Raw genomic sequence first — 14,191 nt, 5'->3', positions numbered from 1 at the left:
TCCCGAGGACCGGACGAAGGAGAGGGGGAAGCGCCGACATGCCGACCTGCCCGAACGGACACCAGTCGGGTTCCGACGACTGGTGCGAGGTCTGTGGTCACCGTATGGCCGGTGCCGTGCCCCCACCCCCGCCACCGCCGCCGCCCGGCGCGGGTTACGGCTACCCGGCGCCGGGTTCGCCCCCGCCGGGTGTGCCGGGGCAGGGCGCGGGACGGCCGCCGATGCCCGGTGCGCCGGGCCGCGAGCCGGAGCTGTGCCCGCAGTGCCGCACGCCCCGTGAGGGCGGCGCGCCGTTCTGCGAGGAGTGCCGGTGGAACTTCCTGACCAACAAGGCGACCTCGTACACCCCGGCGGCACCGCGCCCGTCGGCCCCGAACCCTGCGGCGCGCTTCGCGCAGGGCGGTGGGCCGGGGCCCGGCCATGAGGGGTACGACTACCAGGGGTCGCGGCCCTCGCAGGTGAACCGTCCCGCCGAACCGATCCCGCCCGGCCCGTCGTTCGGCGGCGAGCCGTCCGGACCCGCGCCCTTCGGCGGGAACGCCCCGCGCCCGCCCGCGTTCGGCTCCGACCCTTCGCGACCGGTTCCGCCGCCGCCTGGGCCCACGCCGGGCGGTCCGGGCGGTCCGGGGGGTCCTGGTGGTCCGGGGGGTCCTGGTGGTCCGGGCAACCCCGGCGGCCCCGGTGGTCACGGTGGTCACGGTGGCCCCGGTGGTGGCCCCGGCGGTCCCGGTGGCGGTCCCGGCGCCCCCCAGAACGGCGCACCCGCGGCTCCCCAGGCCTTCCAGCAGGGCGGCCCGCCGCCCGCTCCCTCGTTCCAGCGGCCCGGTCCGCCTCCCCCGCCGCAGGTCCAGGGCTTCCCGCCCGCCGCTCCGCAGCAGCCGGAGGGCCCGTCCTTCGGCGGCGGTGACGACGACTGGGTGATCTCCCCGCCCTCGTCCCCGGCGACCGAGGCGCCCGGCGGCGGTTCCGGTGGCGGTCAGCACGGCGGCGGCTTCGGCGCCGCGCAGCCCGCCTCCGGCCACACCCCGCCCCGCCCCCACGAGGGACAGCCGGCGACGTGGACCGCGACCGTCGGCCCGGACCGTGAGTACTTCATGGCGATGATGCAGCGCTCCGGCCCCGAGGCCGCGGGCCTGAACCTGCCGGCGTACTCCCCGGAGCAGCAGCGCGCGCTCACCGGCCAGCAGATCACCATCGGCCGCCGCCGCCACTCCACCGGCGACACCCCCGACATCGACCTGTCGGTGCCGCCGGAGGACCCGGGCGTCTCGCACCAGCACGCGGTCCTGGTCCAGCAGCCGGACGGCACCTGGGCGGTCGTCGACCAGAACTCCACGAACGGGACGACGGTCAACGGCGCCGAGGAGCCCATCCAGCCCTTCGTGCCGGTGCCCCTCCACGACGGGGACCAGGTGCACGTGGGCGCGTGGACGACGATCACGATCCGCCGGGACTGAGGGCGGGACGGGCGATCACCGCAGGGGGCCGCGTCACGGCAGGGGCCAGACGTACGGCCCCTGCGGGGTGTCCAGCCATGCCCGGGACTCCTCGCCTCTGACCGTGATCCCGTACCGCTCGCGGGCGGGCCGCCCCTCGCGCTCCCACAGCGTGTACGCGTCGTACGGGTCGAGGCCGCCCGCCGTCAGCTCCAGCAGGAACCGGAAGAGGTCGTTGTTCCGGGCCCGGCGCGGCAGCCCGCCGAGAGACGGCGGCTCGGGCCGGGCGGAGCCGCGCAGCGGTACGAAGTAGGCGGGCGTGGGCAGGAAGCGGCCCTCGGCCCGCCTCGCGTCCCGTACCCGCAGGGCGATCAGCCCGGTCGCGCAGGGCGCGAGGATGCGCGCGCCCGGACGGCACTGGGCAGGCCACGCCCCGGGGATCGTCCGCAGCGCGCACGTCGCGATGATCCGGTCGTACGGCGCGCGGGCCGGTACCCCGCGCGCCCCGTCGCCCGTGACCACGGCCGGGTGGTACCCCGCGGCCCTCAGATGCTGCCGGCCGGACTCGGTGATCTCCGGGTCGAGATCGACGGTGGTGACCAGGTCGTCGCCGAGGCGGTGGGCGAGCAGGGCCGCGTTGTACCCGGTACCGGCACCGATCTCCAGCACGGCGTTCCCGTCCTCGACCCGCAGCTCGGTCAGCATCATGGCCATCAGGGAGGGCTGGCTGCTGGAGGAGAGCAGCTCGCCGTCGCGTACCCGGGTGGCCAGCGGGGTGTCGTCGTACGCGCCGCGCAGCCACTCCTCCCGGCGCCGCGGATCGGGGTCGTCGCCCCAGCGGCGCTCGTAGCCGCCCGCCGGGTCGGGGAGGAAGTAGGAGGGTACGAAGAGATGGCGCGGCACCGCGGCGAACGCCTCCCGCCAGACGGGATCGGCGGCCCAGGCGCCGCTCGCGTCGATCTCCTGGACGAGGCGCGCCCGCGCGGATGTGGCGAGGGTCTCCAGGTCGTGGTCGGGAGCGCGCGCGGTCATGTCTCCACTGTGCTGCGGACGAGCACCGCGAGCGACTCGCACCGGACGCGGAGCTGAATCCCTCTCTCGACCCGAGCGACCCGGCCCGAGCGACCCGAGTCCCTCAGAGCCCCTCAGTCCCTCAGCTCCTCAGCCCCTCAGCCGAAAGTCCTCCGCCCGAAGTCCTCCGTCGCGGCGTCTGAGACCATGGATGACGTGACAGAGATTCGGCGCGGCACGCTTCAGGAGCAGACCTTCTACGAGCTTGTCGGCGGGGAGGAGACCTTCCGCCGACTCGTTCACCGTTTCTACGAGGGAGTCGCCGAGGACCCGATCCTGCGGCCCATGTACCCGGAGGAGGACCTGGGTCCGGCCGAGGAGCGCCTCGTGCTGTTCCTGATCCAGTACTGGGGCGGCCCGACGACGTACGGCGAGAAGCGCGGCCATCCCCGACTGCGCATGCGCCATGTCCCGTTCACGGTGAACAAGGCCGCGCACGACGCCTGGCTGAAGCACATGCGGGACGCCATGGACGAACTCGGCCTCGCCGAGGAGCACGAGCAGACGCTGTGGAACTACCTGACGTACGCGGCCAAGGCGATGGTGAACGCGCCGGACTGAGCCCTGTCCGGGCCGACCGGGGGGTCAGCGGACGCTGATGTCCAGGGCGCCGAGTCCGCTGCCCCGTACGGCGATCGACCCGTACGGGGTGCGCAGCCGAAGCCACGCACCCGACGAGAACAGCGCCACCGGCTCCTCGCCGGATGCCGGTGCCGATGCCGGTGCGGCGGGGCGCAGGAAGCCCAGCGACTGCGCGGCGTGCAGGGCCCGCACCGGAAGCCCCGTGTCGGCCACCGTGCGGGACCAGATCTCCCGGCCGATCCGGTCGAGTACGGGGCGCGTCCGCCGCTCGGGCGCCAACTCCCGTGCCCGCGACCGGAATTCGGCCACCGCCGCGGCCACGGCCGCCCGCAGCGCGTCGGGCGACGGCAGATGCGGTACCGTCCGCCAGCCGCCGCGCGGGGGCAGGACCCCGGCCCACGGCGGCCCGGTGACGGCAGTCGGTACGACCGCCGTGGCCGCCGCCTCGTCCAGGGACTCCAGCAGCTCACCGGCCGACACGGTCACATCGAGCCGGGTGTCGAGCCCGTCCTCGTAGGGCTTGGCGAGCCGCACCGTACGGATGGCGAGCACCTCGAACGACGGCGGTCGCCCGAACACCGCGAGCGTCGTGCCGGTCGCCTGGAGGCGTACGGCGGCGCCGCGGTCGTAGTGGATCAGCCGGGCCAGGAAGGCGGCCAGGTCCGCCGCCTCCCGGTCATCGGTGAGCTGGAGCACCGTCATGCGACGACGGCCTCCTCCTTGTCGTCCGTGTACTCCCGGAGGAACTCGCGTTCCTCCGCGGTGATCCGGCGCGGTCGCTGCGCCGCGAAGTCGAACGGCACGATCACCGTCGAAGCCCGGACATAGACCTGGTCCGGGTCCTTGACCTCGTAGGCGAGCGTGAAGGACGCCGCCTTGATCTCCGTGACCCACAGCTCGATGTCCACCGGCGCGTGCCGGTGGACCAACTGCCGCTTGTAGTCGATCTCATGGCGCGCCACCACGGACCCCTGCTGGAAATCCTTGTCCGGGCGGAACAGGAAGTCGATACGGGCCTCCTCCAGATAGCGGAGGAACACGACGTTGTTGACGTGCCCGTACGCGTCCATGTCCGCCCAGCGCAGCGGGCAGCGGTAGATGTGCCGCAAGATCAGCCCCGGGTCAGCTTCTTGTAGGAGGCACGGTGCGGGCGGGCGGCGTCCGGGCCGAGCCGCTCGACCTTGTTCTTCTCGTACGACTCGAAGTTGCCCTCGAACCAGAACCACTTGGACTCGCCCTCGTAGGCGAGGATGTGCGTGGCCACGCGGTCCAGGAACCACCGGTCGTGGGAGACGACGACGGCGCAGCCCGGGAACTCCAGGAGGGCGTTCTCGAGCGAGGACAGGGTCTCGACGTCCAGGTCGTTGGTCGGCTCGTCGAGCAGCAGCAGGTTGCCGCCCTGCTTCAGGGTGAGCGCGAGGTTGAGGCGGTTGCGCTCACCACCGGACAGGACACCGGCCGGCTTCTGCTGGTCCGGGCCCTTGAAGCCGAACGCGGAGACGTACGCGCGCGAGGGCATCTCGACGTGGCCGACGTTGATGTAGTCCAGGCCGTCGGAGACGACCTCCCACAGCGTCTTCTTCGGGTCGATGTTCTCGCGGCTCTGGTCGACGTACGAGATCTTGACGGTCTCGCCGACCTTGATCGAACCGGTGTCGGGCTGCTCCAGGCCCTGGATCATCTTGAACAGCGTGGTCTTGCCCGCGCCGTTCGGACCGATGACGCCGACGATGCCGTTGCGCGGCAGCGTGAAGCTGAGGTTGTCCACGAGGACCTTCTCGCCGAAGGCCTTGTTGAGCTGGTCCACCTCGACCACGATGTTGCCCAGGCGCGGGCCCGGCGGGATCTGGATCTCCTCGAAGTCCAGCTTCCGCATCTTGTCGGCCTCGGCGGCCATCTCCTCGTAACGGGCCAGTCGCGCCTTGGACTTGGCCTGCCGCCCCTTGGCGTTGGAGCGGACCCACTCCAGCTCGTCCTTGAGGCGCTTCTGCCGCTTGGCGTCCTTCTGGCCCTCGACCTTGAGGCGGGCGGCCTTGGTCTCGAGGTACTTGGAGTAGTTGCCCTCGTAGCCGTGGAGGCGACCGCGGTCCACCTCGCAGATCCAGCCAGCGACGTTGTCCAGGAAGTACCGGTCGTGGGTGACCGCGACGACGGTGCCCGGGTACTTGGCCAGGTGCTGCTCCAGCCAGTTCACGGACTCGGCGTCGAGGTGGTTGGTGGGCTCGTCGAGCAGCAGCAGGTCGGGCTGCTCCAGCAGGAGCTTGCACAGCGCGACACGGCGCTTCTCGCCGCCGGAGAGGGTGGTGACGGGCCAGTCGCCGGGCGGGCAGCCGAGGGCGTCCATGGCCTGCTCCAACTGGGAGTCCAGGTCCCACGCGTTGGCGTGGTCGAGGTCCTCCTGGAGCTTGCCCATCTCCTCCATCAGCTCGTCGGTGTACTCGACCGCCATCTGCTCGGCGATCTCGTTGAACCGGTCGAGCTTGCCCTTGATCTCGGCGACACCCTCCTGGACGTTCTCCAGAACGGTCTTCTCCTCGTTCAGCGGGGGCTCCTGGAGCAGGATGCCGACGCTGTAGCCGGGGGTCAGGAAGGCGTCACCGTTCGACGGCTGCTCAAGACCGGCCATGATCTTGAGGACGGTCGACTTACCGGCGCCGTTCGGGCCGACGACGCCGATCTTCGCACCCGGGTAGAAGCTCAGGGTGACGTCGTCGAGAATCACCTTGTCGCCGTGCGCCTTGCGCGCCTTGCGCATGGTGTAAATGAACTCAGCCAAGAGAAACCGTCCGGCAGCTTGAAATCTGGCAGTGGGCAGATACATCCCATCTTGCCTGACCGCCACCCCAAGACGAAAACGAGTCCGGCCCACGGGGTGCGACCCGGCCCCCGACCGTCACGAACCGCAGCACAGCCGTCACGGTCGGGCGCCCCCACGGTCGAAGCCGTCCGCTCAGTCCCGCTTCGGTGTCTTCTTCGCGCGGACCAGGAGGAGGGCGGCGCCGCCGATCACCACCAGGCCGATGGCCGTGCCCGCGATGAACGGGGTCGCGCTCGACGTGCCCGTCTCGGCGAGGTTGGTGTCCGTGGGCGCCGCGGCGCCCCCCGTGGCCGGGCTGGGCTCGCTGACCGTCTGCGTGGTCAGGTTGGCGGTACGCCCCTCGGTCTTGCAGTCGAGGACACCCTTGAACCGCTTCTGGTAGCCGCCCGGCCCCTTGACCGTGAAGTCGTACGCCTGATCCTCCTGCAACGGGATCGCCACCGTCTGTGACGTGCCCGCCGCGATGGTGTGCTCGGCCCCCATCAGGGCGAACGTGAACGGCTCGTCGCCCTTGTTCACCGCGGTGATGTCCACCGCGCTCTTGGCGCAGTCCTGCACGGCCGACAGCGCGGGTATCGCGCCCGCCACGGCCCAGTTCGCCGTCGCCGTGGCCGAGACCGTCGATTCGCTGGACCCGGCGAGTATCTGCGTCTGGCTGCGGGTCTCCGAGACGAAGGCCCGCCCGACCGGCACGGTGGTCGACGCCTGCACGGACAGGTCGACCCAGCCGTCCTGCGCCTCCTTGGGCACCTCGACATAGATCCGGCTGCCGTCGGTCGCGGACGTGACCGCCTTGCCGCGCTTGTCGACGATCTTCACGCCGCTCGCCATGGCGTCGGCCGGCGGCCTCACCGTGGCACTGTCCGCGTTCGTGTGCACCGTGACCGGACCGAGCCGCTCACCGGGGTGACCCGAGACCGCGGGCGGGTCGAGAGTCAGGGAAGCGGCCGGTTCCGCGAGGGTGCGCGCGTTCTCCTCCAGGTAGTCCGCGAGCTTCTCCGCCCGCGGGTCGACCGCGTCCACGTCCGCGCCGTCCGAGTAGCGCCAGATCGCCACCTGGGTGCCGGCCGCCGCGTCCTGCTCGGTGAGCCCCTTGGCCCCGGCCTTGGCCGCCAGCTCCGCCAGATCGTTCACCTGCGGGTAGGAGTTCTGCAGGATCCAACGGATCTTGCCCGCGTTCTTGTTGCCGCTCAGCGACGTACCGCTCCAGGGCGTCTCGTGGTACCGGGCGTCCTTCTGCGTCGGGGTGTGGAGGTCGATGCAGTAGGTCTGCAGGGTGCCGCCGTTGTCGACGGACATCTCGAACAGGCCTGCCGGGACCTGCTCGTTCGCGTCCCCGTCGTGGATGACCGCGGTGCCGTAGGTCTTGAGGCCGCCGATGGTCGCCGTCGCGCCGCCCCCGCTCTGCGGTGTCCCGCCGGCGACCGCCACGCCCGCGGCGGCCAGCAGGCCCGCCGCGACGAGTCCGGACACCAGCGTCGCGTCGGCGAGGCGGGCAGCCCCACGCCTGCGCACGGACGGCGCGGAAAGCGAAGAAAGCACAGAATTCCCCTTCGAGCAGGACCCGTTGGCATGGGGGGCACGGTCCCGCCAGCAGAATCAGAAGCCCCGAGAGCTATGTCCGGCATCCTAAGGAGGCCCCACACCCCACCTCCCGATCACATAGTCGGATCGCCGATCCGACTCGGAATCGTTATCGCTCCCCCTGTTTGCGACCTGTGCTTATCGACAAATCCACAGGGATTCTTCGCACTTCGACCTACACAACCCCGCATAGCCGACAGAGAGGACAGGAAGGGCGAACGAGTCTTCATCGTGGCTGACGTCACGTCACTTCGACTGGTTCCAGGCCGGGTTGAGGTTCCCGCGATGTCCGCGGCTCGTCCCTCGTCTCCTGCCGACCTGCCGGTGTCGTCTCCCAGGTGGGCTCGGGCTGCGCCGCCGCCCCGGGCTGTGCCTCGGGCCTGGAGGACCGCCGGAAGGCGGAGGTGCCGCGCGACAGATCATGGCCGATCGCCGCCGCGTCCAGGTCCGCCGACAACCAGCCCTGCCCCTCGCGCTGCTCGCTGCGCACCTTCAACCGCCCCTGCACGACGAGCGGATCGCCTACGGACACGGACGCCGCGACGTTCGTGGCGAGCGAGCGCCGGGCCCACACCGTGAAGAAGTTCGTGTGCCCGTCGGTCCACACGTTCTTCCCCCGGTCCAGATAACGCGCCGTCACCGCCAGCCGGAAGCGCACCGTGGGCCCCGCCGCCGACTCCAGATACACCGGTTGCGTGGCCACGTTGCCGACCACACACACCATCGTCTCGTTCACAACCCCTCCCTCGCCCCGGCTCCCGTGCCGGGCCAGAACACGTACGGGCCCGTCCCGTACGGCTGCGTCCGTCGCGGCGGTCACGCCCTGGCGCACACCGCCGCCGCCACGACGACCGCGCTCGTCGCGATCGCCGTGTGATCAGACTGCCTCCGTCGGCCCGAGTCCGCTGAGCGCTGTGGGCTACCGCCCGGTTGTGGACAACTCCCCCACTCGAACGAGGACCTCCGCCGCTGCCCTGTGCAGCGGCAGGACAGGCTCATGCAGCGGCGGGACCGGCTCACCCCACCCGCGCCCCCACCCCCGTGACCTTCGCGTACTGTTCCCGGACCTCCCGGTACCGCAACAGCTCCGCCGCCACCGGATCCAGTACCCGGGCCCGCCCGCACCCGGCAGCCGCGTCCCGCAAGCGCCGTTCCGTCTCCAGCCCGTACCGCCGGGCCGGGGCGCGCGCGGCCGTCCTGCAGCTCCACTCGATGGCGGGGCCGCCGACCACACCGAGTGCCATCAGCAGCACCGGCACCCCCAGGTTCGGCGACATGAACCCCAAGGCCTGCCCCAACAACCACAGCGTGCCGATGACCTGGAAGAGCGTCATCGACGCCTGGGCGAGCACGGTGGCGGGCCACCAGCCGGGCCGGGGCGGTCGCTCCGGCGGCGTGGCGACCCGCGCCGCCAGTTCGTCCAGCGCCTCCGGCAACTCCTGCGCGCCGCGCGCCGCGGCCTCGCGCACCGCCTGGGCCCAGGGCGCGGGCAGCCCGTTCGCGGCGTGGTCCGCCACCGTCCGTACGGCCTGCTCCACGCGCTGCCGGGCGGTCGCCTCCTCGTCGGCGGACGCGGGCACGGACAGCCGTCCCGTGGCGGGGTCGTTGCGATGCCTGCACCACCGCCACAGCCGCAGCCAGGGCGTACCGCACGCGCGACCCGCGTCGCGCAGCCAGGCGCGCTCGGCGGCCTCGCCCGCGGCGGTCGCGCCCACCGCGTCCGCCAGCCGCTCGGCGAACTCCTCGCGCGCCTCCTCGGTCAGGCCCATGCGCTGACCTGCCGCGTAGACGGGCCGCAGCCGGGCCGCGGCCCCGTCCACATCGGCGGCGACGCGGCGCGCGGCGGCCCCGCGCTCCGCCACGAACTGCCCGAGCGCCTCGCGCAGTTCGCCCACGCCTTCGCCCGTGAGCGCGGACAGCGCGAGCACGGTCGCGCCCGGCTCTCCGTACTCCCCGAGGGCGATCCCGTCGCCGTCGAGCAGCCGGCGCAGATCGTCGAGCACATGGTCGGCGGCCTCCCCGGGCAGCCGGTCCACCTGGTTGAGAACGACGAACATGATCTCGGCGTGTCCGGCGAGAGGCCGCAGATAGCGCTCGTGGAGGACCGCGTCGGCGTACTTCTCGGGGTCGACGACCCAGATGACCGCGTCGACGAGCGCGAGGATGCGGTCGACCTCCTCCCGGTGTTGTACGGCCGCGGAGTCGTGGTCGGGCAGGTCGATCAGGACGAGCCCGCTCAGCGGTGCCTCGCCGTCCGGGGTCGGTACGGGGCGACGGCGCAGCCTCCCCGGGATGCCGAGCCGGTCGATGAGGGGTCCGGCGCCGTCGCTCCAACTGCACGCGATCGGCGCGGCGGTGGTCGGCCTGCGGACGCCGGTCTCCGAAATGGCCACTCCGGCGAGCGCGTTGAAGAGCGTCGACTTGCCGCTGCCGGTGGCGCCCGCGACGGCGATCACGGTGTGCTCCCCGGAGAGCCTGCGGCGCTCGGCGGCCGTGTCCAGGACCCGGCCCGCCTCGGCGAGCGTGTCGCTGTCCAGCCGGGTCCGTGACAGGCCCACCAGCTCGTGCAGCGCGTCCAGCCGTGATCGCAAGGGTGCTTCGTAGGTCAGGGGCTCGGGCTGTCGTACGGCTCTGCCGCGGGGTTCCACGATCGCGACCGCCTCGTGCGTGACGGCCGCCTCGGAGGCCGTCGCGGGCATGCGCCTGGCGATCAGCCCGTCGTCCCAGACGGTCTCGCTCCCGGCGGGAGCCACCGGATCGTCGCCCGCGCGTACGGGTACGGACTCGGCCGCCGCACCGACGACCGCCTCCACACCCGTCTCGTCCGAAGCCGAGCCCGAACTCGACCCCGAGCCCGAGCCCGAGCCCGAACTCGACCCCGAGTCCGAGTGCCCCGAGTCCGAGTCGGGACCCGAGTCCGAAACGCCGACGTGCCCTGTAGCACGCTCCACGCGCGCGTGTGCGCCGTCCTCTCCCTCATCGGGGACAGCGGGCTCATCGAGGGAAGCGGGCTCGTCCGAGGGCTCGCCCTGAGAGTGCTGGGGACGCTGGGGATGCTCGGAACGGTCGGTGTGGTCAGTGACGGCAGTCACCGGCTCACCTCTCCTTCTCCAGTACGGACAGCGCGGCGATGAGTTCGGCCTGGGGCTCGGCCCGGACGTCGAGGGCGTCGAGAGGGGCGAGACGGCGCTCGCGTTCGGTGCGCAGCGCCCGTTCGAGATACTCGGCGAGCAGGCGGGTGGCGCGGTCGCTCAGCCGCAGCGCCCCTTGCACGCCGATCCGCTCGGCGAGCCTCTCGCCGGCCGCCCGTGCCCGGTGTCCGCCCAGGAGAGCCGTGGCGACCAGGGCGGCGACCACCTCGGCGTCCGGGGCGCCGCCCTTGTCGAGATCGCGTACCTCGTCCTCGGCGTACTCCTCGAGAACGCGCCGCCAGCGTCGTACGGTCATCCCGATGCGGTGCTCGGCGCTGTCCAGGATCGGATCGTGGTTCATCAACGCGGGCGTGCTCGCGGCTGGTTCGTTGCGCCAGGCCTCGTCGACGTGCTCGTCGGCGGCCGTGACCGCGCACAGCAGCAGGGTGCCGAGGCTCTCGACGAGGGCGTCCATCAGTTCACCGGCGGTGCAGTCGACCGGATAGCTGCGCCACCGCTTCAGCGCCTCACCGGCGAGGACGGCCCCGGCCCGCAGACGCTCCTGCACGCGCGCGTACTCGCTGTCGTACGCGGTGTCGACGGCAGCGGTGAGCCGCAGCGCGGCGGCGTACTGGGCGGCGGCGGCCCCGGCCAGCTCGGGCATGCGGGACTTCAGGGAGTCCAGGGCACCGTGCGCGGTACGGGTCACGGCGACCTGCCGGGCGGCGGGGTCCTGCACCTGCCCCGTGAGCCACGCGCGCAGCGGCGCGACGGCGGTGGCGGGCAGCAGCCCTCCGCCCCAGGCCGACTCGGGCAGCTCGGGCACGGTGAAGCGCGGCACATCGCCGAGCCCGGCCTTGTCGAGCAGGGCGCCGTACTGCTGGGAGACCTCGGTGACGACCTGGTGCGGGACCCGGTCGAGCACGGTGACGAAGGTCGCCTGATGTTCCTTGGCGGTCCGCAGCAGGTGCCAGGGCACGGCGTCGGCGTACCGGGCGGCCGTCGTGACCAGGATCCAGATGTCGGCGGCGCAGATCAGCTCGGCGGCGAGGGTCCGGTTCCCGGCGACCAGGGAGTCGATGTCGGGGGCGTCCAGGAGGGCGAGCCCCTGCGGAACCGTGTCGGCGGTCTCGACGCGCAGGACGCGATCCTCGTGGTCGACGACTCCGTGCGGTTCGTCGCCGGTCTCCTGCCGGGGCACCCACACCCGGGAGAGGCCGGGCAGGACGCGCCGGTCGCCGAACCAGTGGTGGTCCTGGGGGTGGCAGACGAGCACGGGCACGCGGGTGGTGGGCCGCAGCACACCGGCCTCGCTGACCTTGCGGCCCACAAGGGAGTTGACGAGAGTCGACTTGCCGGCCCCGGTGGATCCGCCGACGACTGCCAGCAAGGGCGCGTCGGGTTCTCTCAGCCGGGGCACCACGTAGTCGTCGAGCTGCGCGAGAAGCTCGTCCCGGTGTGCACGCGCGCAGGGCGCCCCGGCCAGGGGCAGCGGGAAGCGTGCCGCGGCGACACGGTCACGCAAGGCGGAGAGTGCGTTGAGAAGCTGAGGCCGTACATCCAAGGTCAGCACATGCGAAGAATGCCCAATTTTGGATGGTTTCTGAAGCATATGGAGCCGTCTGCGCGCCGACAGGACACAGCGGACGGAAGGGACGACTGGGACGCAGGCATAACGAGTACACAACACCCGGAGCGCGAGGCGTCAAAAGCGATGCGTGATTCGCACCTGCCTGCGATTATCGGGACCGCTTCACCGAACCTCCACATCGAGCCACGGAGGCGAAGCGCACGGGACAAGGGCCAGGGACCTCTATCCTTGTCCCCGGCAAGGTCACGGATCGGCCCACACCCGATCCCCACACAGACCAGCCACCACACCGGCCCCCGTAGCTCAGTGGATAGAGCAGGCGCCTTCTAAGCGCTTGGCCGCAGGTTCGAGTCCTGCCGGGGGCGCCACGCGACGCCCTCCCGACCGGGAGGGCGTACGGAAGGTCTATACGTCGTTCAGGTCGAGGCACCGTGAATTCTGCGGGATCCAGCTGACCGAAGACTTCAATGACGTCAGGACGTCACCCGCGTTCTCGCGGCGCCCCACGTACGTCACTTCGATCGCGGGCGAGCGGCCGTAAGTGGTGAGCACGCTCTTGCCCGATGTCTTCAGGGTTCCTTCGTCAAGAACCCAGTCGACGCCGTCGGCACTGACGCACAGGTCAGTGGTGGGGTCGAGTTCGGGAACTCCGCATCGGAGGGTCACCTCCCGCCCTCCCCAGGCCGCGGTTCCCTCCCCTATCACCCAGTCCCGGGAATTCGAAAGAACCTCTTCGGGCAGCCGGTCCAGGACCGCGTCGCACTTCGCGTCGCTCGCGTAGGGGCCGGAGTCGATTCTGTGGGCGTCGACGAAAACATATCCGGAAACCGATATCAGCACTGCCGCGCCGAGGGCCGTCCAGCGTCGGCTCTTCGTGCCGAACCCGCCGGACCACACACTGGCAACTCGCATGATCGATCCATACCTGTCGGAGATGAACTAGGAGCGGCACGCCCGCGCCCGGCCCATCATCCCGTGCCCCCTCCTCTCCCCTTCGCCCGGCCCGCACCCCGGGGCGGCATCGCGAGGCCCCCAGGGTGAGCGGAACCGAGGTCGAGCCGAGGTGGGTTCATCGGCCCTGGAGAGGGAGACCGCCCAGCAGTCGGCCCGTGCCCTGCTGGTTGAGGCGGGCCGTCGCCGTGTTCACGGTGTGGAGGACCGACTGCTTGTTCTCGGTGCTCAGGGCGTCGGACTGGTGCTGGAAGTGACGTACGTCGAGGTTCCGCTGGGAGGTGAGGGTCTCCAGCGCGCCGCCCAGACCGGCGGGTACGGGGCTCGACGCGTCCGCGGCGAAGGCGGGGGCCGCGGCACCGGCGACGACCAGGGACCCGGCAAGGACAGCGGCGGCCTTGAGTGGCTTCATCTGCTTCGCCTGCTTCGCCTGCTTCATCTGCTTCATCTGCTTCATCTGCTTCGTCTGCTGCTTCTGCTTCATCGGGGTTCTTCTTCCTTCTGTGGCGACTCGCGTCACCGACGGGGGTGGTAGTGCTGCGCCCTGCTAACGAGCCCTCGGGGCTACGGAAACCCCATGCGCCCGTGCCGTGACACGCCGACCGGCCGCCTCCCCGGAGGGAGACGGCCGGCGGCAGGGTTCGCGCGAACGTCAGTGGTTGGCGCAGGTGTTGCCGAACGCGGGGTTCAGCACGCCGATGACGTCGATCGTGTTTCCGCACACGTTGACCGGGACGTGGATCGGGACCTCCACGACGTTGCCCGACAGGACGCCCGGGGAGTGGGCCGCAGCAGCCTCGGCGCCGCTGTCGGCGGCAGCGATGCCGGCGGTGCCCGCCACGGCCGCGGCGGCAACGGTGGTCAGGGCCAGGCCCTTGGCGATACGCAACATGGAGAGATGCTCCTTGGGGTTCGTCATAACGGCCGGGCGGGATGCCCGACGCTGAGTCAACGCGCGGCTCGCGCCCGAGTTGCGCCCCCGAAGGGGTGATCCACTGAATTGCCGGGCTTGACCTCTACGACACAT

13 protein-coding genes and 1 tRNA gene are annotated in these 14,191 nt (G+C 71.5%); 3 read left to right on the top strand and 11 right to left on the bottom strand.

Annotation, left to right across the window (positions count from 1 at the left end; all coding sequences use genetic code 11):
• The first annotated feature begins 38 nt into the window (after positions 1-38).
• Positions 39-1,457, top strand: a complete 1,419-nt coding sequence (locus NGF19_RS01155; RefSeq protein ID WP_252421482.1) for an FHA domain-containing protein — start codon at positions 39-41, stop codon at positions 1,455-1,457.
• A 33-nt stretch (positions 1,458-1,490) separates the two neighbouring features.
• On the opposite strand, the gene NGF19_RS01150 is transcribed toward NGF19_RS01155, so the two are convergent.
• A complete protein-coding gene (locus NGF19_RS01150) occupies positions 1,491-2,468 on the bottom strand; it encodes a methyltransferase domain-containing protein (protein ID WP_252421480.1) in 978 nt (325 codons plus the stop codon).
• 186 nt (positions 2,469-2,654) lie between these two features.
• On the opposite strand from NGF19_RS01150, the gene NGF19_RS01145 reads away from it, so the two are divergent.
• On the top strand, positions 2,655-3,068 hold the full coding sequence (locus NGF19_RS01145; protein WP_252421478.1) for a globin: 414 nt from the start codon (positions 2,655-2,657) through the stop codon (positions 3,066-3,068).
• A gap of 24 nt (positions 3,069-3,092) precedes the next feature.
• On the opposite strand, the gene NGF19_RS01140 is transcribed toward NGF19_RS01145, so the two are convergent.
• The 7 genes from NGF19_RS01140 to NGF19_RS01110 all read right to left on the bottom strand — a co-directional run bounded on the left by NGF19_RS01140 (position 3,093) and on the right by NGF19_RS01110 (position 12,234).
• Positions 3,093-3,791 (bottom strand): DUF8185 domain-containing protein, encoded by a 699-nt coding sequence (locus NGF19_RS01140; protein ID WP_252421477.1) that lies wholly within the window; start codon positions 3,789-3,791, stop codon positions 3,093-3,095.
• Complete coding sequence (locus NGF19_RS01135) at positions 3,788-4,198, bottom strand: acyl-CoA thioesterase (protein ID WP_252421475.1); 411 nt, start codon at positions 4,196-4,198, stop codon at positions 3,788-3,790. The genes NGF19_RS01140 and NGF19_RS01135 overlap by 4 nt, the downstream gene beginning before the upstream one ends.
• Before the next feature lie 2 nt (positions 4,199-4,200).
• Positions 4,201-5,865, bottom strand: a complete 1,665-nt coding sequence (gene ettA / locus NGF19_RS01130; protein ID WP_252421473.1) for an energy-dependent translational throttle protein EttA — start codon at positions 5,863-5,865, stop codon at positions 4,201-4,203.
• A 174-nt stretch (positions 5,866-6,039) separates the two neighbouring features.
• Positions 6,040-7,449 carry a Cys-Gln thioester bond-forming surface protein gene (locus tag NGF19_RS01125; protein WP_252421471.1) on the bottom strand — a complete coding sequence of 470 codons (1,410 nt, stop codon included), beginning with the start codon at positions 7,447-7,449 and terminating at the stop codon, positions 6,040-6,042.
• 283 nt (positions 7,450-7,732) lie between these two features.
• On the bottom strand, positions 7,733-8,227 hold the full coding sequence (locus NGF19_RS01120) for a single-stranded DNA-binding protein (protein ID WP_252421470.1): 495 nt from the start codon (positions 8,225-8,227) through the stop codon (positions 7,733-7,735).
• A 280-nt stretch (positions 8,228-8,507) separates the two neighbouring features.
• A complete protein-coding gene (locus NGF19_RS01115) occupies positions 8,508-10,583 on the bottom strand; it encodes a GTP-binding protein (protein ID WP_252421469.1) in 2,076 nt (691 codons plus the stop codon).
• 4 nt (positions 10,584-10,587) lie between these two features.
• The gene (locus tag NGF19_RS01110; protein WP_252421468.1) at positions 10,588-12,234 is read right to left on the bottom strand and encodes a dynamin family protein; all 1,647 of its coding nucleotides are present in this window, start codon (positions 12,232-12,234) and stop codon (positions 10,588-10,590) included.
• Between the two features lie 271 nt (positions 12,235-12,505).
• Between NGF19_RS01110 and NGF19_RS01105 the strand changes: the two genes are divergently transcribed.
• Positions 12,506-12,581, top strand: a tRNA-Arg gene (locus tag NGF19_RS01105).
• A gap of 37 nt (positions 12,582-12,618) precedes the next feature.
• Here NGF19_RS01105 and NGF19_RS01100 read toward each other — a convergent pair.
• The 3 genes from NGF19_RS01100 to chpG form a co-directional block, all read right to left on the bottom strand.
• Positions 12,619-13,125: a DUF3515 family protein gene (locus NGF19_RS01100; RefSeq protein WP_252421467.1), complete on the bottom strand. Its 507-nt coding sequence runs from the start codon at positions 13,123-13,125 to the stop codon at positions 12,619-12,621.
• A 157-nt stretch (positions 13,126-13,282) separates the two neighbouring features.
• Positions 13,283-13,576 carry a hypothetical protein gene (locus NGF19_RS01095; RefSeq protein ID WP_252421733.1) on the bottom strand — a complete coding sequence of 98 codons (294 nt, stop codon included), beginning with the start codon at positions 13,574-13,576 and terminating at the stop codon, positions 13,283-13,285.
• Positions 13,577-13,816: 240 nt separating this feature from the next.
• Complete coding sequence (gene chpG, locus NGF19_RS01090) at positions 13,817-14,056, bottom strand: chaplin ChpG (protein ID WP_252421466.1); 240 nt, start codon at positions 14,054-14,056, stop codon at positions 13,817-13,819.
• Positions 14,057-14,191: the final 135 nt, after the last annotated feature.

Source organism: Streptomyces macrolidinus (assembly GCF_023887685.1).
Lineage (GTDB): Bacteria > Actinomycetota > Actinomycetes > Streptomycetales > Streptomycetaceae > Streptomyces > Streptomyces macrolidinus.
Note: the sequence above shows the minus strand (reverse complement) of the source record. Positions and strands in the feature narration are given on the sequence as shown.

Coding starts and splice junctions, on each gene's coding strand:
- NGF19_RS01155 (WP_252421482.1), top strand. CDS start 39: ATGCCGACCTGCCCGAACGGACACCAGTCGGGTTCCGACGACTGGTGC.
- NGF19_RS01150 (WP_252421480.1), bottom strand. CDS start 2,468: ATGACCGCGCGCGCTCCCGACCACGACCTGGAGACCCTCGCCACATCC.
- NGF19_RS01145 (WP_252421478.1), top strand. CDS start 2,655: ATGGATGACGTGACAGAGATTCGGCGCGGCACGCTTCAGGAGCAGACC.
- NGF19_RS01140 (WP_252421477.1), bottom strand. CDS start 3,791: ATGACGGTGCTCCAGCTCACCGATGACCGGGAGGCGGCGGACCTGGCC.
- NGF19_RS01110 (WP_252421468.1), bottom strand. CDS start 12,234: ATGCTTCAGAAACCATCCAAAATTGGGCATTCTTCGCATGTGCTGACC.
- NGF19_RS01100 (WP_252421467.1), bottom strand. CDS start 13,125: ATGCGAGTTGCCAGTGTGTGGTCCGGCGGGTTCGGCACGAAGAGCCGA.
- NGF19_RS01095 (WP_252421733.1), bottom strand. CDS start 13,576: ATGAAGCCACTCAAGGCCGCCGCTGTCCTTGCCGGGTCCCTGGTCGTC.
- chpG (WP_252421466.1), bottom strand. CDS start 14,056: ATGTTGCGTATCGCCAAGGGCCTGGCCCTGACCACCGTTGCCGCCGCG.